The organism is Arsenicicoccus sp. UBA6765, from assembly GCF_002453335.1.
Classification (GTDB): Bacteria; Actinomycetota; Actinomycetes; order Actinomycetales; family Dermatophilaceae; genus Arsenicicoccus; species Arsenicicoccus bolidensis.
Genome location: NZ_DKGR01000024.1, coordinates 71357 through 89524, shown reverse-complemented (window position 1 = coordinate 89524; position 18168 = coordinate 71357). Strand labels below are relative to the sequence as shown.

19 protein-coding genes are annotated in these 18168 nt (G+C 72.4%); 13 read left to right on the top strand and 6 right to left on the bottom strand.

Annotated elements, in window-relative coordinates:
- Nucleotides 1–427: 427 nt before the first annotated feature.
- Both B4K29_RS07300 and B4K29_RS07295 read right to left on the bottom strand, forming a co-directional pair.
- On the bottom strand, nt 428–2476 hold the full coding sequence (locus B4K29_RS07300) for an NAD(+) synthase (protein WP_286966864.1): 2049 nt from the start codon (nt 2474–2476) through the stop codon (nt 428–430).
- Nucleotides 2477–2647: 171 nt separating this feature from the next.
- Nucleotides 2648–3166 (bottom strand): Lrp/AsnC family transcriptional regulator, encoded by a 519-nt coding sequence (locus tag B4K29_RS07295; RefSeq protein WP_286958375.1) that lies wholly within the window; start codon nt 3164–3166, stop codon nt 2648–2650.
- Between the two features lie 494 nt (nt 3167–3660).
- On the opposite strand from B4K29_RS07295, the gene B4K29_RS07290 reads away from it, so the two are divergent.
- The 11 genes from B4K29_RS07290 to B4K29_RS07240 all read left to right on the top strand — a co-directional run bounded on the left by B4K29_RS07290 (nt 3661) and on the right by B4K29_RS07240 (nt 12828).
- Nucleotides 3661–3870 (top strand): helix-turn-helix transcriptional regulator, encoded by a 210-nt coding sequence (locus B4K29_RS07290; RefSeq protein ID WP_286966861.1) that lies wholly within the window; start codon nt 3661–3663, stop codon nt 3868–3870.
- Nucleotides 3867–4463: a hypothetical protein gene (locus tag B4K29_RS07285; RefSeq protein ID WP_286966859.1), complete on the top strand. Its 597-nt coding sequence runs from the start codon at nt 3867–3869 to the stop codon at nt 4461–4463. The genes B4K29_RS07290 and B4K29_RS07285 overlap by 4 nt, the downstream gene beginning before the upstream one ends.
- 31 nt (nt 4464–4494) lie before the next feature.
- Entirely contained in the window at nt 4495–5910 is a 1416-nt protein-coding gene (gene purB / locus B4K29_RS07280) for an adenylosuccinate lyase (protein WP_376786845.1), read from the top strand.
- A 13-nt stretch (nt 5911–5923) separates the two neighbouring features.
- A complete protein-coding gene (locus B4K29_RS07275) occupies nt 5924–6553 on the top strand; it encodes a hypothetical protein (RefSeq protein ID WP_239265283.1) in 630 nt (209 codons plus the stop codon).
- Nucleotides 6554–6778: 225 nt separating this feature from the next.
- Entirely contained in the window at nt 6779–7303 is a 525-nt protein-coding gene (locus B4K29_RS07270; RefSeq protein ID WP_029210177.1) for a barstar family protein, read from the top strand.
- A 5-nt stretch (nt 7304–7308) separates the two neighbouring features.
- The gene (locus B4K29_RS07265) at nt 7309–7860 is read left to right on the top strand and encodes a ribonuclease domain-containing protein (protein ID WP_286958666.1); all 552 of its coding nucleotides are present in this window, start codon (nt 7309–7311) and stop codon (nt 7858–7860) included.
- A 91-nt stretch (nt 7861–7951) separates the two neighbouring features.
- Nucleotides 7952–8950, top strand: a complete 999-nt coding sequence (locus B4K29_RS07260) for a GTP pyrophosphokinase (RefSeq protein ID WP_019285363.1) — start codon at nt 7952–7954, stop codon at nt 8948–8950.
- Nucleotides 8951–9146: 196 nt separating this feature from the next.
- Nucleotides 9147–9845, top strand: a complete 699-nt coding sequence (locus B4K29_RS07255; RefSeq protein ID WP_029210179.1) for a class I SAM-dependent methyltransferase — start codon at nt 9147–9149, stop codon at nt 9843–9845.
- 79 nt (nt 9846–9924) lie between these two features.
- On the top strand, nt 9925–10242 hold the full coding sequence (locus tag B4K29_RS07250) for a metal-sensitive transcriptional regulator (RefSeq protein WP_019285365.1): 318 nt from the start codon (nt 9925–9927) through the stop codon (nt 10240–10242).
- 94 nt (nt 10243–10336) lie between these two features.
- The gene (locus B4K29_RS07245; protein WP_019285366.1) at nt 10337–10555 is read left to right on the top strand and encodes a heavy-metal-associated domain-containing protein; all 219 of its coding nucleotides are present in this window, start codon (nt 10337–10339) and stop codon (nt 10553–10555) included.
- 11 nt (nt 10556–10566) lie between these two features.
- Nucleotides 10567–12828 carry a heavy metal translocating P-type ATPase gene (locus B4K29_RS07240; RefSeq protein WP_286966981.1) on the top strand — a complete coding sequence of 754 codons (2262 nt, stop codon included), beginning with the start codon at nt 10567–10569 and terminating at the stop codon, nt 12826–12828.
- Nucleotides 12829–13054: 226 nt separating this feature from the next.
- Here the strand turns inward: B4K29_RS07240 and B4K29_RS07235 are convergent, their stop codons facing one another.
- Together B4K29_RS07235 and B4K29_RS07230 are read right to left on the bottom strand one after the other, a co-directional pair.
- Entirely contained in the window at nt 13055–13690 is a 636-nt protein-coding gene (locus B4K29_RS07235) for a VOC family protein (protein ID WP_029210181.1), read from the bottom strand.
- Nucleotides 13691–13733: 43 nt separating this feature from the next.
- Nucleotides 13734–14549 carry an RNA methyltransferase gene (locus B4K29_RS07230; protein WP_019285370.1) on the bottom strand — a complete coding sequence of 272 codons (816 nt, stop codon included), beginning with the start codon at nt 14547–14549 and terminating at the stop codon, nt 13734–13736.
- A gap of 81 nt (nt 14550–14630) precedes the next feature.
- On the opposite strand from B4K29_RS07230, the gene B4K29_RS07225 reads away from it, so the two are divergent.
- A complete protein-coding gene (locus B4K29_RS07225; protein WP_029210182.1) occupies nt 14631–15242 on the top strand; it encodes a hypothetical protein in 612 nt (203 codons plus the stop codon).
- A 59-nt stretch (nt 15243–15301) separates the two neighbouring features.
- Nucleotides 15302–15733, top strand: coding sequence for a glutaredoxin family protein (locus tag B4K29_RS07220; RefSeq protein WP_029210183.1), 432 nt, complete (start codon nt 15302–15304; stop codon nt 15731–15733).
- A 55-nt stretch (nt 15734–15788) separates the two neighbouring features.
- Here B4K29_RS07220 and B4K29_RS07215 read toward each other — a convergent pair whose 3' ends face one another.
- Together B4K29_RS07215 and B4K29_RS07210 are read right to left on the bottom strand one after the other, a co-directional pair.
- Entirely contained in the window at nt 15789–16349 is a 561-nt protein-coding gene (locus B4K29_RS07215; protein ID WP_029210184.1) for a hypothetical protein, read from the bottom strand.
- Nucleotides 16350–16624: 275 nt separating this feature from the next.
- Nucleotides 16625–18064 (bottom strand): M15 family metallopeptidase, encoded by a 1440-nt coding sequence (locus tag B4K29_RS07210; RefSeq protein ID WP_286966854.1) that lies wholly within the window; start codon nt 18062–18064, stop codon nt 16625–16627.
- Nucleotides 18065–18168: the final 104 nt, after the last annotated feature.

Here is an 18168-nt window from a genome sequence, read left to right as displayed (position 1 = left end):
GAAATCGGACGTTCGTGAGCTCGGAGCGCACATCTGCACGTTCACGACGCCGGCGCCGTGCAGAGTCAGCGCTCCCAGCGCGGCCCCCGCACGCCCCCCACGCCCCGCACCGTGCACAGTCAGCGCTCCCAGCGCTCCCAGCGCACCCGAGGCGCGGGCTCGCGTCATGCGGTGGCCACGAGGGGCGGCGGGCGGCTCGCCATACGGGCTGGAGGGGTCAGGACCGGCCCGCCCGCACGATCGGGTGGACTCGGCCACCGTGATGGGTGGCGTTCTCCACCCGATGACGACGAGCCAGGGAACGGGTGGATTCGGCCACCGTGATGGGTGGCGTTCTCCACCCGACGAGGACGCGCCAGGGATCCGCCTGGGTTCGACACATCGACCTGGCGTGCCAACCCAGGTCGATGTGACTACCTGAGGTAGGTCAGGAGGTGGGGACGTTGGCCTCCAGCTCGGTCAGCCAGAGGCGCGGCGAGGCGTCGGAGGGCATGCGCCAGTCGCCGCGCGGTGACAGCGAGCCGCCGTTGACGACCTTGGGGCCGTTGGGCAGCGCCGAGCGCTTGAACTGCTGCGTCACGAACCGCTTGCAGAACACCTCGAGCCAGCGCCGGATCTCGGCCAGGTCGTAGGCGACCCGCTGGTCCTCGGGGAACCCGGGCGGCCACTCCCCTGCCTCGGCGTCGTGCCAGGCGTGCCACGCGAGGAACGCGATCTTGGACGGGCGGTAGCCGCGCCGCAGCACGTGGTAGAGCGAGAAGTCCTGCAGCGCATAGGGGCCGATGGATGCCTCGGTCGACTGGGGCTTCTCGCCCTCGCGCGTCGGCACGAGCTCCGGCGTGATCTCGGTGCCGAGGATCGACGTCAGGGTCTCCCCCACCTCGTCCGAGAACTGGCCCGACGTCACGACCCAGCGGATGAGGTGCTGCATCAGCGTCTTGGGCACGCCGGTGTTGACGCCGTAGTGGGACATCTGGTCGCCGACGCCGTAGGTGCACCAGCCGAGCGCGAGCTCGGACAGGTCGCCCGTGCCCACGACGATGCCGCCCTGGTGGTTGGCGAGGCGGAAGAGGTAGTCGTAGCGCAGCCCAGCCTGGACGTTCTCGAACGTGACGTCGTAGACCTCCTCGCCGCGCCCGAAGGGGTGGCCCAAGTCCGTCAGCATCTGCGTGGCGGCCGGCCGGATGTCGAGCTCGGCGAAGGTCACCCCGAGCTGCTCGGAGAGGCGCTGCGCGTTGGTCTTGGTGTGCTCGGTCGTCGCGAACCCCGGCATCGTGTAGGCCAGGATGTCGCTGCGCGGACGCCCGAGCCGGTCCATCGCCTGCGCGCACACGAGCAGCGCGTGGGTCGAGTCCAGGCCGCCCGAGACCCCGATCACGGCCTTGGGCTGACCGATCGCCCGCATCCGCTGCTCGAGCCCGGACACCTGGATGTTGTAGGCCTCGTAGCAGTCCAGCGCCAGCCGCTCCGCCTCGTCCGGGACGAACGGGAAGCGGTCGACCTTGCGCCGCAGGCCGATGTCGCCGGTGGGCGGCTCGAGCGCGAACTCGACCGTGCGGAAGGCGGACACGCGGTCGGCGTGGGTGCGGCGGTTGTCGTCGAAGGTGCCCTGCCGCAGCCGCTCCGCCACGAGCCGCTCCAGGTCGACGTCGGCCACGGAGCGGGCCGGGCCGGCCGGGAAGCGCTCGGACTCGCCGAGCAGGTCGCCGTTCTCGTAGACGAAGGTCTGCCCGTCCCAGGACAGGTCGGTGGTCGACTCACCTCCGCCGGCCGCGGCATACAGGTATGCCGCCAGGCACCGCGACGAGGCGGAGCGCGCGAGGAGCTTGCGGTCCTCGGCGCGGGCCACCGTGATCGGGGATCCGGACAGGTTGGCGAGGATCGTGGCGCCGGCGAGCGCGGCCTCGGCCGACGGCGGCACGGGCACCCACATGTCCTCGCACACCTCGACGTGCAGCACGAAGCCCGGCACGTCGGTCGCGTCGAAGAGCAGGTCCGGGCCGAACGGCAGGCGGACGCCTGCGACCTCGATCTCGCCGCGGACGTCGTCGCCGGGTGCGAAGTGCCGCCGCTCGTAGAACTCGCGGTAGGTCGGCAGGTTGGACTTGGGGGCGACGCCGAGGACGCGTCCGCGGTGGATGACGACGGCGCAGTTGTAGAGCCGGTTGCGCCAGGCGAGCGGGGCGCCGACGACGAGCACCGGTGTCAGCGAAGCGGTCTCGTCGACGATGCGGGTGAGCTCGCGACCCACCGCCTCGAGGAGGGGCTGCTGCAGGAGCAGGTCCTCGAGCGCATAGCCCGACACCGCGAGCTCGGGGAAGACGCCGAGCGCCACACCGTCGTCGTGCAGCTCGCGCGCCACGGCGACGATCGAGTCGGCGTTGCGGGCGGGATCGGCGATCGCGGTCGGTGCGGTGCAGGCGGCCACGCGCGCGAAGCCGTGGTGGTAGGCGCTGTAGAACGACTCGGCTGGCATGCCGCCATCCTGCCACCCGCACCGCGCGGAGCCCTGCTCGTCGCCCCTCCACGCGCCATTGGTCACCAATGACGTCCCGGGGCCCGATTGAACGATCCACAACGTCACTGGTGACCAATGGTGAAGGCCTGATCGGGCGGTTGGGGATCCTGGGCCGTATGGCGGAGGGGCCTACCGCGTCGGGGGTCGCCGCCCGGTGGCCCGGCCACGGCGCGGGCGATGCTGCGCTGCGACGCCCTGGGCCACGAGCAGGTCGGTGCGATAGGGGATCACCTCGCGCAGGTAGATCGTGGTGGAGGTGCGAATCACGCCGGGCGACAGGCGGATCAGCTCCGAGACGCGATAGAGGTCGTCGGGGCCGGTGGCCACCACGCGGACCAGCAGGTCCGTCTCGCCGGCCGGCGCCATGCACTCGACGACCTCGGGGATGCGGCTGAGCGACGCGATGGCGGCGTCGATCTGGTGCTGGTCGAGCTCGGCCGCCACGTGCGCCGAGACGCCGTAGCCCAACGACTCCGGCGTGACGCGGGACGAGTGCCGTCGCAGGACCCCGTCCTCGCGCAGCCGCTCGAGCCGGGCCTGCACCGTGCCGCGGGCGAGGCCGGTGCGCTGCGCGAGCAGCATCACCGTCATGCGGGGGTCCTCGTCGAGCGCCAGCACGATCCGACGGTCGGTCTCGTCCAGGGCCATGAACGCCTCCTGTCCCACCACGCCCTCGCGCGGTGGTCGGTCTGATCGATGTTGCGCACCTCGCAGCGCGCGGATCGATCATATCGACCAATGACGGTGTTGGCTGTTGCGCAGGTTGATCGTCATACGGTCTGATCGAGGTCAGCAGGGTCGACGGGACACCATCTCGACGACCCGGGCCGGCCTCACCACCACGAGCGTCGACCCGAGAGGAACGGCGCGACGCCCACGAGGCCGAGCGGCGGACCAGCCGGCAGCGCACCCGCTGCGGACCTCCTCGAGAGCACCAGCGCCAGGGGCGCCGACGAAACCGTCGGCGCCCCTGCTGCATGCGGACCTACCCCAGGTAGTCACATCGACCGGGGTTAGCACGCCAGGCGAGTGTGACTACCTCAGGTAGGTCCGGCGGATGACAAGGATCCTTGACACGCGAGGTGCCCCCGGCATACGGTCGATAAGTCAAGTATCCTTGACATCGGCGATCAGGAGGGGCGATGCCCGACAGCCCGCTGCGGACGCACCGCCAGGCCGCCGGCCTCACGCAGGCCGACCTGGCCGCGAGCGTCGGCGTCTCGCGGCAGACCGTCGTGGCGATGGAGCGCGGCGACTACGCACCCAGCGTCTATCTCGCCCTCCGCACCGCCCGCGCCCTGCACACCACGGTGGAGGAGATCTTCACCCTCGACCAGGAGGACCACGCATGACCCAGCGCAGCACACGGCCCGGCCGGCTCGAGCGGCTCGGCGACCGGTTCCTCAACCTGGACTCGCCGACCTACGGCGACGAGCGCGAGCGCGCGGTCGTCCTCGCGGCCTCGTCCCTCGCCTTCTCCGTCGGCCTGGTCGCGCTCATGGCCTTCACGATCCTGCTGGCCCTCACGGGACTGCCCACCGTCGGCTTCGCCCTGTGGATCCTGGCCGTGCTGATCTCCCTCACGATGACGGGCTACGCCAAGGCCAAGGGGGTCGACATCCAGGCGCTCGGGAGCCGAGGGTCGGGGCGGCTGACGACGTGGGCGACCATCGCGAGCTTCGGCACCGTGCTGGTCTGGGTCCTCGCGACCTACTACTGGGTCACGAACGGCCACGGCGTGCTGCCCGTGAACTGGTCTCCGGACCTCAGCACACCCGCCGGGAGCGGCGACCAGCGGGGCTGGCTCCGATCGATGCTGGTCGGCGCCGTCGGCGGAGGACTCGTCGGCACCGTGTGGATGCTGATCGACAACGCCCGCCGGCGCAAGGCCGCTCGCGCCCAGCTCGAGGAGTCCGACCGCCGGGAGCTGCCCGACGAGGACTGAGCGGCGGGCGGCATACGGCCTGGCTGGCAGAATGACGACCATGGCCTCCCTCGCTGACGTGACCCCTCCCATCGCCCTCGGCGCCCTCGACGGTCGCTATCGCAAGGCCGTCGCGCCGCTGGTCGACCACCTGTCCGAGGCCGCGCTCAACCGGACGCGCGTGCACGTCGAGATCGAGTGGCTGATCCACCTCACGCAGCACCAGGTCGTGCCCGGCGTCCGGCAGCTCACCGACGCCGAGGTCGCGCAGCTGCGGGCGATCGTCGGGGACTTCGGGGCCGAGGACATCACCGAGCTCGGCGAGATCGAGCGCGAGACCGTCCACGACGTCAAGGCGGTCGAATACTACCTGCAGCGTCGCGTCGACCGGATCGCGCCCGAGGACGCCGCCCAGCTCAAGCAGCTCATCCACTTCTGCTGCACGAGCGAGGACATCAACAACCTCAGCTATGCCCTCATGGTCAAGGGTGCGGTGCAGGACGTGTGGCTGCCCAAGGCCCGCTCCGTCGTGGACCAGCTCGCCGAGATGGCGCGCGAGCTGCGCGACGTCCCGCTGCTCGCCCACACGCACGGCCAGCCGGCCACGCCCACGACCATGGGCAAGGAGATCGCCGTCATGGCGCACCGCCTCGGTCGGCAGCTGCGGCGGATCGAGGGGCAGGAGTTCCTCGGCAAGCTCAACGGCGCGACCGGCACGTTCGGCGCCCACCTCGCCGCCGTCCCCGAGGCCGACTGGGCCGCGATCTCCGAGAGCTTCGTCGAGGGCCTCGGCCTCACGTGGAACCCCCTCACCACGCAGATCGAGAGCCACGACTGGCAGGCCGAGCTGTATGCCGACACCGCCCGCTTCAACCGGATCCTGCACAACGTGTGCACCGACTTCTGGACCTACATCTCCATGGGCTACTACGCCCAGGTGCGCGGTCAGGGCACGGTCGGGTCGAGCACGATGCCGCACAAGGTCAACCCGATCCGCTTCGAGAACGCCGAGGCCAACCTCGAGGTGTCGTGCGCGCTGCTCGACGTGCTGGGGTCCACGCTGGTGCAGTCGCGGCTGCAGCGTGACCTGACCGACTCCTCCATGCAGCGCAACGTCGGGACGGCATACGGCCACTCGATGCTGGCCCTGGACAACGTCGCTCGCGGCCTCGCCGGTCTGGACGCGGTCCCGGCCCGCATGGCCGCCGACCTCGACGGCAACTGGGAGGTTCTCGGCGAGCCGGTCCAGTCGGCGATGCGGGCGCTCGGGGCGCAGGGCGTCGCGGGGATGGACAACCCCTACGAGCGGCTCAAGGAGCTGACCCGCGGGCGCCGCATCGGGCAGACCGAGCTCGTGGAGTTCGTGCGCGGGCTGGGGCTGCCCACGGAGGTCGAGGAGCGGCTCGCCGCCATGACCCCGCAGACCTATGTCGGCCACGCCTCGGAGCTGGTCGACCGCCTCGGCTGACAGGATGGGCGTCATGACCCGTAGCAGCCTGCGCCTCGCCGCGCCCGTCCTCGCCCCCGTCTGCGCCTCCGTGCTGGCCCTGTCGGCGTGCGGCGGCGGCACGTCCACGACCGCTGGCACCAGCACGACGAGCGCAGCCGCCGGCGCGTCGCCGTCCGCCTCGGCCGCATCGTCCAGCGCGGCGACCGGGACCGCGACGCCGACGAGCGCGCCCGCGGACTGTCCGACCGAGGCCACGCGAAAGTTTGCCAAGACGCGCTTCGTCGCCGACGTGGGTCTCGCGGCCGGGACCTTCCACCGCTGGATCTACAAGCCCTACCAGGAGGGCGCCTTCCAGCAGGGCGCGCAGGGACGCCGGACCGCGATCGCCAAGGCCGTCGCCGTGGCCGCGCTCGACGTCAAGCTGATCAGCAACGCCTACGAGAACGTGAAGGCCGACCCGCAGCTCTGCCAGGCGATCGGCGGACCGCTCGGCAGGCTCAAGGACCAGACCACCACCATGAAGGACCAGATCACCAAGGGTGACCTGAGCTCGATCGCCGCCACCGAGGCGCTCGTCTCGGCCGTGCTCGGCAGCTCGCAGAAGGCCGGCCTCCCCATCGAGGAGACGACCGACCAGAGCAAGGCCGGCGTCGGCGGCTGACCGCCCCCGCACCCAGCGTCGTATGGCGGGACGCCCCGCACCGGCATCGGGGCTACTCCTGGTGGTGAAAGCCACCAGCAGTAGCCCCGATGTCCCGTGATCACCTGGTTGGGGGTGCCACGGGCCGCATGGCGGGCAGGTCCCGCACGTGCGCCGCCGCCGGGGGCACACTGACGAGAAGATCAGGCCACGGGCCCGGCCGGTGTCCGCGCTAGGAGGTTCCTCATGTCCACCAACCCGATCGACACGTGGGTCACGGTGCCTCGCCGCCTGCGCCGCTACGCCGAGGTGCTGGCGCCCGGCGTGTGGTGGATCGGTCACGAGGCGGTCGACGCCTCACGCGCGCGCGCGCTGCTGCTCGACGACGACTTCGCCGTCGTGCCGATCAAGGGTGACCACCTCACGACGATGAGGCAGGGCCAGGCCGCCGTCGCCGCCGCGCTGCGCCTGCCCGGGTCGGCCGCCGTCAACCTCGACGGACTGGTCGACGCCCTGCGCGACCTCGACCTGTGGTGGCCGCGCACCCGCCGCATCGTCCTGCTCTGGTCCGAGGCCCACGTGCTGCGCGAGGCGGACCCGGCCGGCTTCGACGAGCTCGTGTCGGTCCTGTCCGAGGCGCACCAAGGACTGTGGCGCTCCGAGCGTGACGCCGCCGTCACCGGCGACGAGCACGAACGCGTCCTCGAGACCGTCCTCGTCCCCGCCACCGACGCCGCGCGGATGGACCCCACGGATCCCGCGATCCAGTGAGCCGTATGCCGTCCGCTCGCCGCCTCGCAGCCCTGCTGCTCGGCGGCGGCGTGCTGCTCGCGGGGTGCACGACTCCGGCCACCCCGGGCGGTGACGGCGACCCGACGACGACGGCGGCCACCGGCATACGGCCTGCGACCCCCACGACCAGCACGACCAGCACGGCCGGCACCACCAGTCCCCGCTCGACCAGTCCCCGCTCGACCAGTCCCCGCTCGACCAGTCCCCGGTCGAACAGCCCCCGGTCGACGGGCCGGTCGATCCCACCCTGCTCGCCGCAGGAGCTGCCCGCCCAGGTGCCCCCGGTGATCGAGGCGATCCGCGCGGGCGGCCCGTTCCGGCACCCGCGCAACGACGGCGTGACCTTCGGCAACCGCGAGCGCCTGCTGCCGCTGGAGCAGCGCGGCTACTACCGGGAGTACACCGTGCCCACGCCCGGTGCCTCGACCCGCGGCGCCCGCAGGATCATCACCGGCGGCGGCGCGGCGCGCAGCCCGCTGCACTGGTACTACACGGCCGACCACTACGAGAGCTTCTGCGAGATCCCGCGGCCCTGACTGCCGCCCATGGGACTCGCGAACAGGACTGGTGCCCGGCGCCGCCCGGACAGCCTGGGGCCGCGGGGCCCGCGTGGTGCAGGCTGGTCCCATGGCAGGCAAGCAGGCGCAGCGACTCAGCAGGGTCATCGCGCGGTACGCGAAGGACCTCCCCCAGGTCCAGGCGGCGACGGACGAGTACGTCGCGCTGGTGACCCAGCTGCTCGACGACGCCGGCATCAACTACCTCGCCGTGACCGGGCGGGCCAAGTCCGTCGAGTCCTATGCCGCCAAGGCCGCGCGTCGTGTCGGCGGCCGGCTCGTCCACCGCCACCCCGAGACCGAGATCACCGACCAGGTCGGCGTGCGCGTCGTGACGTATGTCCTGGCCGACGTGGAGGCCGTGGCCCAGCTGCTCGGCGCCCAGCTCGTCCTGCTCGACGACCGCGACATGGGTCAGGAGACCGCCGCCCAGGGCCGGTTCGGCTACTCGAGCCGGCACCTGCTGGTGCAGCTCGACCCCGCCCGCGAGAGCGCCGGCGGACCGATGGCCGGGCGCAAGGCCTCGGTGCAGGTCCGCACCGTCCTGCAGCACGCGTGGGCCGAGTTCGAGCACGACATCCGCTACAAGGGCTCGGTCCCCGAGGAGCACGGCCCCGACCTCGACCGTCGCTTCACCCTCGCCGCGGGCCTGCTCGAGCTCGCCGACCAGGAGTTCTCCACGATCCGCGAGCGCCTCCGCGACGCCGGCGGCCCCTCCACCGAGACCGACGAGGACGACCCACGCATCAGCGGGTCGGACCTCGCGGCCTTCCTCGCCGGGCAGTTCGCCGAGGCCGGCTGGTCCCGCACCGACCACTACTCGTGGGTCTCGGGGCTGCTGCTCGAGCTCGGCATCACCTCGCTCGCCGAGCTGCGCGACGTCCTGCGCGGCGTCGACCACGCCGCCATCGAGGCGCGGATGGCCTACCACTACCCGCCCGGGGCGGTCCGCCGCCTCGACGACGCGCTGCTGTGGGCCTTCGGCGAGCGGTATGTCGCCCTCCACGGCAACGCCCACCGCCGTCCCCTGCTCGGGGCCCGCCTGGAGCGGCTGCGCAGCGACGCCTGACCGCACCTCCATCCCCGGCGCGTGCGGACGTGCGCTCCGAGCTCACGAAGGTCGCGTCCGGGCCACCCCCACCAGACATCTGAGCGCTCCCAGCTCACGAAGGTCGCATCCGGGCCACCCCCACCAGACATCTGAGCGCTCCCAGCTCACGAACGCCGCGCCCCAACGCGGCGGTGGCGGAACTAGGCTCGTCCTCATGGGATTCGACGAGGGCCGCGACGAGACCATCCGCTACCACGAGGAGCTCTACTCCGCGCCTGAGGCGCACGATCCTGACGCCTGGCTCAACCGGCCGGCGCCGATCGTGATGGACGCGCTCGCGCACCTCGACCGGACGCGCCCCGTCCGCGTCTATGACCTGGGCGCCGGATCGGGGCGGCACGCCATACCGCTGGCGAGGGCACTGCCCGCGGGCTCGCGCGTGGTGGCGGTCGACCTGCTCGACATCCCGATCCAGCAGCTCAAGGAGCGCGCCGCCCACGAGTCGGTGGGCGACGTGGTGATCCCCGTGGTCGCCGACCAGGAGACGTACGAGTTCGACCGTGGCCCAGCCGATCTCGTCCTCGGGGTCTCGACGCTGGAGCACGTGTCCAGCCGGGACGCCTTCGTGGCCCTGCTGGAGCGGATGCGCGACGCGACCGCCCCGGGCGGCGTCCACGTGCTGGTGATCGCGACCGACCGGCGCGAGGTCGTCGACGGCGAGACCCGGGCGGCCCGGGTCGAGCTGGACCTGGGCCACGACGACGCGTGCGCGATCCTCGAGCAGGTGTATGCCGGGTGGCAGGTGCACGAGAGCTCGTCGCCGCAGACCTCGGTCGCCGAGGACCGCGACGGCCAGGCCTACGACCTGGTGTCCCGCAACGTCCGACGCGTCCTGCAGCGACCGGCCGACTGACCCGCGCCCCGACGCGCTGCCACCCGAGTCGCACCCCGCCGCGGGGAATACCCCGTGGGGGTATACAGTTGATCCCATCATGAGCAGCGACACGTGCCCGCACCCGCCCGCCCCGGCCTACGTCGAGAGCGACCACAAGGACGCCTACCTCAAGCGCCTCAAGCGCATCGAGGGCCAGGTCCGCGGCGTGCAGCGCATGGTCGACGAGGACACCTACTGCATCGACGTCCTCACCCAGATCTCGGCGATCACCAAGGCGCTGCAGGCCGTCAGCCTCGGCCTGCTCGAGGACCACATCGGGCACTGCGTCGTCGGCGCCGCCCGTGAGTCCGACGAGGCCGCCGCCGCCAAGGTCGCCGAGGCCTCCGCCGCCATCGCCCGTCTCGTCAAGAGCTGACCGCACCACCCACCCCACCCCCGACAACGTGAGCGTTCCACCCGAGAATGCCGGACGAAACACTCACGATCCTGGGACGACAAGGAGATCCGACATGAGCCAGACCACCACCATCACCGTCAACGGCATGACCTGCGGCCACTGCACGAGCGCCGTCACCTCCGAGCTCAAGGAGATCCAGGGCGTCACCGACGTCGCGATCGACCTCGTCGCGGGCGGCGACTCCCCGGTCACCATCACCAGCGAGGGTCCCGTCGACCCGGCCGCGATCACGGCTGCCGTGGACGAGGCGGGCTACACGGTGGTCTCGTGACCGCGACCCGTATGACGACCAGCCCGCCCGACGAGCAGCAGGCCGAACGCACGGTCGACCTCGCGATCGGCGGCATGACCTGCGCCTCCTGCTCGAGCCGGGTGGAGCGCAAGCTCAACAAGCTCGACGGGGTGCAGGCGAGCGTCAACCTCGCCACCGAGAAGGCCCACGTCACCTATCCGACCGCCCTCAGCGTCGCCGACCTGGTCAAGGTCGTGGAGCAGACGGGCTACACCGCCTCCGAGCTGCGGGCGGGGCGTCGAGCGGGGTCCGGCGAGGGCCTCGCCGAGACCGAGACGGGGGCCCAGGCCGGCAGCGGCCCGGCATACGCCATCGACCAGGTGATGAGCCGCGCGTCCCTGCGCACCCGGCTCGAGATCGCCCTGCCGCTGACCGTGTTCGTCGTCGTCATGGCGATGGTTCCGGCGGCGCACCACCTGCTGGGCGGCGTGCGGCCGTGGGCCGAGCTGGTGCTGACGATCCCCGTCGCGATCTGGGCGGCGTGGCCGTTCCACCGGTCCGCCGTGATCAACGCCCGCCACAAGGCCTCGACCATGGACACGCTGGTGTCGATCGGCGTGACCGCGGCCTTCTTGTGGTCGGTCGTCGCGACGTTCGCGGGCAGCACCGGGCACATGTACTACGAGGTCGCGGCGGTCGTCACGACCTTCCTGCTGGCCGGTCGCGTCGCCGAGCACCGGGCCCGCACCGCCGGGCGATCGGCGCTCACCAGCCTGCTCGAGCTGGGCGCCAAGGACGTCGCGGTGCAGCGCATCGACCCGCAGACCCGCGTCACCCGCGAGGTCCGCGTGCCGATCGAGGAGCTGCAGGTCGGTGACCAGTTCGTCGTCCGCCCCGGCGAGAAGGTCGCCACCGACGGCATCGTCGTCGACGGCAGCTCCGCGCTGGACCGCTCGGTCGTGACCGGCGAGTCGATCCCCGTGGACGTGACGCCCGGCGACGAGGTCACCGGCGGCACCACCAACGCGCACGGCCGACTCATCGTCCGCGCGACCCGCGTGGGCTCCGAGACGACGCTCGCGTCGATCACCCGCCTCGTCGAGGCCGCCCAGACCGGCAAGGCCCCGGTGCAGCGGCTGGCCGACCGGATCTCCGCGGTCTTCGTGCCGGTGGTGCTGGTCATCGCGGTGCTGACCTTCGCCGGGTGGCTGGTCGCCGGGCAGGGCGCGGCCGCTGCGCTGTCGGCCGCCGTGTCGGTCCTCGTCGTCGCGTGCCCCTGCGCGCTCGGTCTCGCCACCCCCACGGCGCTGCTCGTCGGCACCGGTCGTGGCGCCGAGATGGGCGTGCTCATCAAGGGCCCGGAGATCCTCGAGTCCACCCGCCGCATCGACACCGTCGTGCTCGACAAGACCGGCACCGTCACGACCGGCAAGGCCACCCTCGTCGACGTGACGCCGAGCGGACGGCTGACCCCGACCGCCGCCCTGCAGGCCGCCGCCTCCGTCGAGGCCGGCTCCGAGCACCCCGTCGCCCAGGCGATCGTCCGCGCCGCCCAGCAGCGCGACATCGAGCTGCGCCCGATCACCGACTTCACCAACCTGCCCGGCATGGGGGCGCGCGCCACCATCAAGGGCACCGAGGTGACCGTCGGCAAGGCCAGCCTGTTCGACGTCGTCCCCGGCGACCTCGAGGGTCTGGACCGCGTGGGCACCACCGTCCACGTCGGGTGGGGTGGCGTCGCGTACGCCGCCCTCACCGTCGCCGACGAGGTCCGCCCGACGTCCCCCGCCTCGCTCGAGGCGCTGCGCGACCTCGGCCTGCGCACCATGCTCCTCACCGGCGACAACAAGCGGACGGCCCGTCAGGTGGCCGAGGAGGTCGGCATCAACCCGGCCGACGTCATCGCCGAGGTGCTGCCGAGCGACAAGCACGAGGCGATCGCCCGGCTGCAGCGCGAGGGCCGGGTCGTGGCCATGGTCGGCGACGGGGTCAACGACGCCGCCGCCCTGGCCCAGGCCGACCTCGGGCTGGCGATGGGCAGCGGCACGGACGTCGCGATCGACTCCGCGGACATCGTGCTGGTGCGCCCCGAGATCGGGGCCGTGGCCGACGCCATCGGCCTGTCCCGGCGCACGCTGGCGATCGTCAAGCAGAACCTCGCCTGGGCGTTCGGCTACAACGTCGTCGCGATCCCGCTGGCCGTGCTCGGCCTGCTCGACCCGATGGTGTCGGGCGCGGCCATGGCCCTGTCCAGCGTGCTCGTGGTGACCAACAGCCTGCGGCTCAAGGCTTTTGGTCGGGCGCGCACCTGACCTGAGCCCGCGAGGGAGCTCGTATGCCGAGAGCCCCCCGCCACCAGACGTGAGGTCTGGTGGCGGGGGCTCTTTCTCGTCATACGGCCGAACCCGCCGGGGGTAAAGGCATCAGCCTGGCGAACGAAGCCCGGCCGATGCATCCGCCGGGGGTAGGGCCATCAGCCGGGGTTGGACACGTCGGCCCGCGGTGCGAACCCAGGCGGGTGTGACGACCTGAGGTAGGTCAGATGGTGACGTCGCCGGTGGGGGTCTGGAAGGTCACGGCCAGCAGGCCGGCGCTCCCGGCCGGCGCCACGAACTCGAAGTCGATGACCGACGACGTCGCGTCGGCGTCCATGCCCAGCCAGTCCCGCACGCGGTCAGGCGACCCACCGATGGTCAGGTGCTTGATGGTGACCTCGCTGGTGGCGGCGGCCGACGGGTGCACGCTGCCCTCGTCCCACTGCACGAAGAACGGCAGCTGCGGGTCGGCGATCAGGCCCTTGACGCCGAGCTGGCGCCAGGTGTGGGTGACGCCGTCCGGGCGGGTGCGGTTGCCGGACACGGCCTCGCGGCCCACGCGCTGCTCGACCTGGGCGATGTCGTCGACCCGGATCACCCAGCCCATCCAGCCGCCACCCTGCTCGGAGCGCAGCCGCACCGCCTGCCCGAAGGGGGCCTTGTCGGTCACCGGGTGGTCGAGGACCTCGACGACCTCGACGTAGCGCTCGTGCGCGAGGGGCAGGACGATGTTGCGGGTGCCGAAGCGGGGGTGCACCCCGCCGTAGACCGGCTCCACCCCGAGGCGGGCCGCCAGACGCTCGGCGGTCGCGATGGAGCCATCCGGCTCGGCGGCATAGGAGACGTGGTCGACGCGCATGGCCACATCGTGACACAGGTCATGCCGTGCCCTTGAACCCAGGTCAGCCGGTGGCAGCCCGGCGCTGGCGCACGGCCTCGTAGATCACGATGGCCGCCGACGTCGCCACGTTGAGGGAGTTGGCCCGCCCCGTCATGGGGATGCGGACGCGCACGTCGGCCGCGGCCATGAAGTCCTCGGTGAGGCCGGCCTTCTCCGTGCCGACGGCGATCGCGACCGGTCCGGTGTAGTCGACGTCGGTGTGCTCGACGTCGGTGTCCGGGGTGGCGGCGACCACGAGCACGCCCCGGTCGCGGCATACGGCCAAGGTCTCCTGCGTCGATGCCGACGCGACCGGCACGGAGAACACCGTGCCCTTGCTCGACCGCACGAGGTTGGGGTTGCCCCAGTCGGTGACCGGGTCGGCCGCGACGACGGCGTGGATCCCCGCGGCGTCGGCGGTGCGCAGCATGGCACCGAGGTTGCCGGGCTTCTCGACGCCCTGGCACACGAGCAGGAAGGGGTCGGCCGGCAGCGTCAGCTCCTCGAACCCGCGCCCCACCGACCGCACGACCGCGAGGAACCCGTCCGGGCCCTCGCGGTAGGCGACCTTCTCGAACGCGACGCGACCCAGCCGCACCACCTCTGCGCCGCCGGCCTGCACGTCCCGGACGACGCGCGTCTGGCGGTCGGGGTCGAGCATCAGCTCCGGGCAGTAGAAGAGCGTCTGCGGCCGCACCCCCGCCGACAGCGCGAGCTCGAGCTCTTCGTAGCCCTCGAGGAGCGTCACCCCGCTCTCCTCGCGGGCACGCCGACGACGCAGCCCGGTCAGGGCGCGCAGCCGTGGGTTGGCCGGGGAGGTGATGACGAGCTCGTGCATAGGGCACACAGCATGCCACGCGGGACGCCGACCCGGTGAGGCGCCCCCGAGCGTGGTCGCGCAGGTGGGAGAGTGGAGTCCATGACGAGCCGCCCTGCGCCGATGACCCGATTCGCCGTCCGCCAGCGGATCACGCCGATCGTCAACCGCTACGAGATCCGCCGGCTCGACGACGCCGGCAACGAGGGTGAGCTCCTCGCCCTCGCGCAGCAGAAGCGGATCGCGCTCAAGGAGCTGGTCACCTTCTACACCGACGAGTCGCGATCGACGCCGGTGTTCGCCTTCCGCGCCCGCCAACGCATCGACCTGGGTGCGACCTATGACGTCACCGACGCCTCCGGGGCCCAGATCGGGTGGTTCCGCAAGGACTTCGCGAGGTCGCTGCTCCGCTCGACCTGGCACCTCGGCACCGCGGACGGCCTCGAGGCCACCGGCACCGAGCGCAGCCAGGGCATCGCCATCGCGCGCCGCCTGATGGAGAACCTGCCCGTCGTCGACGCGTTCCCCATCCCGTGGGTGTTCCACTTCGACTTCACCGCCGGTGACGGCACCCCGGTCCTGACGTCCGAGCGCAAGCTGTCGGTGCGCGACCGGTATGCCGTCACCCTCCCCGTCGCCCCCAACGGCTGGCAGCTGGACTGGCGCGTGGGCGCCGCGATGGCCGTGGCGCTCGACGCCCTGCAGGCCCGCTGACCGTCCCCGACAACGGATCACACGGATCACCGATCACCCCGACCGACGCAGGAGAGAACGTGCAGAACCAGGTCCGCGCCAGCATCGCCGTCCTCGCCGTCGTGGCGGTGGCGGTCGCCGCCTGGATCGGGGCGAGGTCCGGTCTGGTCGCGGGGTTGGGGACCGGCGTCGTCGCGCTCGGGCTCGTCGCCGCCTATGGGTGGTGGTCGTTGCGCGGGGGACGGCATACTCCCTGGGCCGAGGCTCGCGGGTCCGTCCGGGACGGCCACGCGGTCGTCCTGTGGAAGCCCGGCTGCCGCTACTGCGAGCGCCTGCTCCGCGCCCTCGGAGCGGACGAGCGCGTGACCTGGGTCAACGTCTGGCGGGACCCCGACGCCAACCAGGCCGTCAGGGACCTGAACGGCGGGGACGAATACACGCCGACGGTCCTCGTGGGCTCGGCCGTCCTGCGCAACCCCACCGCCGAGGAGGTCGTCGCCCACCTCGGGTGACCGGGGCAGCCCCACCCGGCCGTATGCCGGAACCGCCCGCCCCCATCGACGGGTGTCAGCGGAGGGAGGCGACGACGCTGTCGATCTGGCGCCCCGAGAGGCGACCGGCCCCTTCCTGCAGCAGCAGGAAGGTCGCCCGGCGGCCACGGACGCCGACCACCTCGAGCCAGGTCGCCGTCTCACCCGCGAAGGTGCGCCGGTCCACGAGGTCGGGGCTGGCGCGCAGCGGCTCGTAGGTGAACGGGGCGTCGCCCCTGCCGCGGCACGACTCGGCCTGGCCGCGGTAGAGGTCGACGAGCCGGCGGGCCGCGGCCTCGTCGGGGAGCTCGACCGTCACGGTGGTGCCCGACGCGCCGCCGGGTCCGCGATAGGTCCCCTCGAGGGCCGCGGTCGGCACGGGATAGCCGGCGGGCACCTCCTGGCACCCCAGCCCGAGCAGCTCGTGCGCGGTGGACCGTGGGTCGCGCGCGTTGACCCAGGTGCCGTTCGGGATGTAGGCGCCGTCCGCGCCGTCCCCGACGGCCGTCGTCCAGCCGGACGGGGTCGGCAGGGCGCGCTGGTCGAGCGCCCCGGCCCTGGTGGCGGCGGGGGCGGTCGGCAGCGGCGGCTCGACCACGACCGGCTCGGGGGGCGAGGTCGCGGGCGAGGTCGGAGGGGCGGTTCCCGCTGAAGTGGGAGACGAGGTGGCCGCCGCCGACCCCGGCGCTGAAACTCCTCCGGTGGACGAGGGCGCTTGCGCCGCAGCGGTGGTCGCTGCCCCTGCGGACGCCACTGCCCCAGAGGTTGTCGGCGACCCGGAGGGTGTCGGTGACCCGCTCGAGCAGGCGGCTACCGGGCCCAGCAGCGCCGCCAGCCCCAGCGCCGCGAGGCAGCGGGCCGGCATACGACCGGTCATCGCTGGAAGTGCTGCCAGTCGAAGCCGCTCAACCAGGTGAACCCGTTGCCCAGCAGCGCCTTGGTGAACGGCGTCGACGGGGTCAGCATCCCGGGGCGGTAGGGCGTGCGCGCGACGTAGGCCTGGCCGTTCTTGGGCAGCCAGACGCCGGACGGGATGCGGTAGGGGTTCTCGACGGTGTTGATGTCGACGGAGGTGCCGTAGCTGTGCGGGGACATCCGGTAGGGGTTGCCCGTCACGCGCCGGCAGTTGAAGCCGTTGGTGTTGTCGTGCTCCATCGAGATGATGTCGTCGCCGCCGTAGACGCTGGCGTCGCGCATCTCCCGGATCGGGAACCTCCCGTTGAACGCCGTCTGGAAGCTGTTGAGGATCGGGGTGACGTTCGCGGTCCGGATGACGAGGCGCCCGCGGTGGATCCGCCCGTCGAAGCCCCAGTGGTTCATGTCGATGGTGCGCAGGCTGGCCGGCCCGACGGGGCATCCCGCGCGATGGGTGCGCGGCACGTCGGCGGCGACCGTCCCGCGCACGACCGGGTCCATCACCGCGACGCGGTTGATGCCGCGGGACGGGCTGGCCGCGACGACGCCGTTGGGCACGGTGATGGCCGTCCGCACGGTGACGACGCCGACCGCTCCCTGGCCGTAGGTCAACGGGAGCGTGAAGGCGCCCCCTGCGCGCGTCGTGCCGATCTGGGAGGTGCGCCACCCGGCTGGCGTGAGCACCTCGGTTCGGACCCGGATGCCCGCGATCCGCGGCGAGACGACGCCGGTCACGGGCGGGTTCTTGAGCGTGTCGGTCGCGGGCGGCACCGTCATGGTCACCGACGGAGCGACCACCGCGCGCGCCACCTGAGCCGACGCGGGTGCACCCTCGACCACGGCCTGATAGCTGCTCGTGCCCATGGCCCCCATCGGGCCGGTCCACGAGAACGCGCCGCTCGTCCCGGTGGTCGCGGTCGCGACCTGCACGTATGCCGCCGCACCCGGCGCCTTGCGCAGGATCCGCACGGGCGTGCCGGCCCGGGCCGGCAGGACCATGCCGACGACCCGGGTCTGCCCGACGCCGGCCACCCAGTCCCACCCTCCGCATCCCGCGCACCGCAGCGACACTCGCACCTGCTGGCTGTCGTGGGTGCGCGGCGCGGTGGGCCTCGGCGAGGGCGGCGGCGCCGGCGGGGTCGTGCTCGTGGGTGCGCCGACGGGAGCACCTGGCGCCTCGCTCGTCGGGGCCGAGGTGGTCGGCGCGGCGGTGGCCGGGTCGTCGGCAGAGGCAGGGCGGGTCGGTGCGCCGGGCAGGGAGCTGCCAGCCGGCAGGCTGCTCGGCGCCGGGGCCGGTGTGCTGCCCGCGAGCGCCCAGGCGGACGGGGCCACCCCGAGCGCGCCTGCGGCAGGCACGAGCACGGCGGCCATGGCGAGTGCTGCTGAACGGCGCATCATCGGTCCCCCAACCTGACTTTCGGTCGATGATAGACACACGCACAGTCACGTCAGAAGGTTGCACCGCTCTGAGACCAGCTCGACGAGTGCCCGTCGGACCGTCA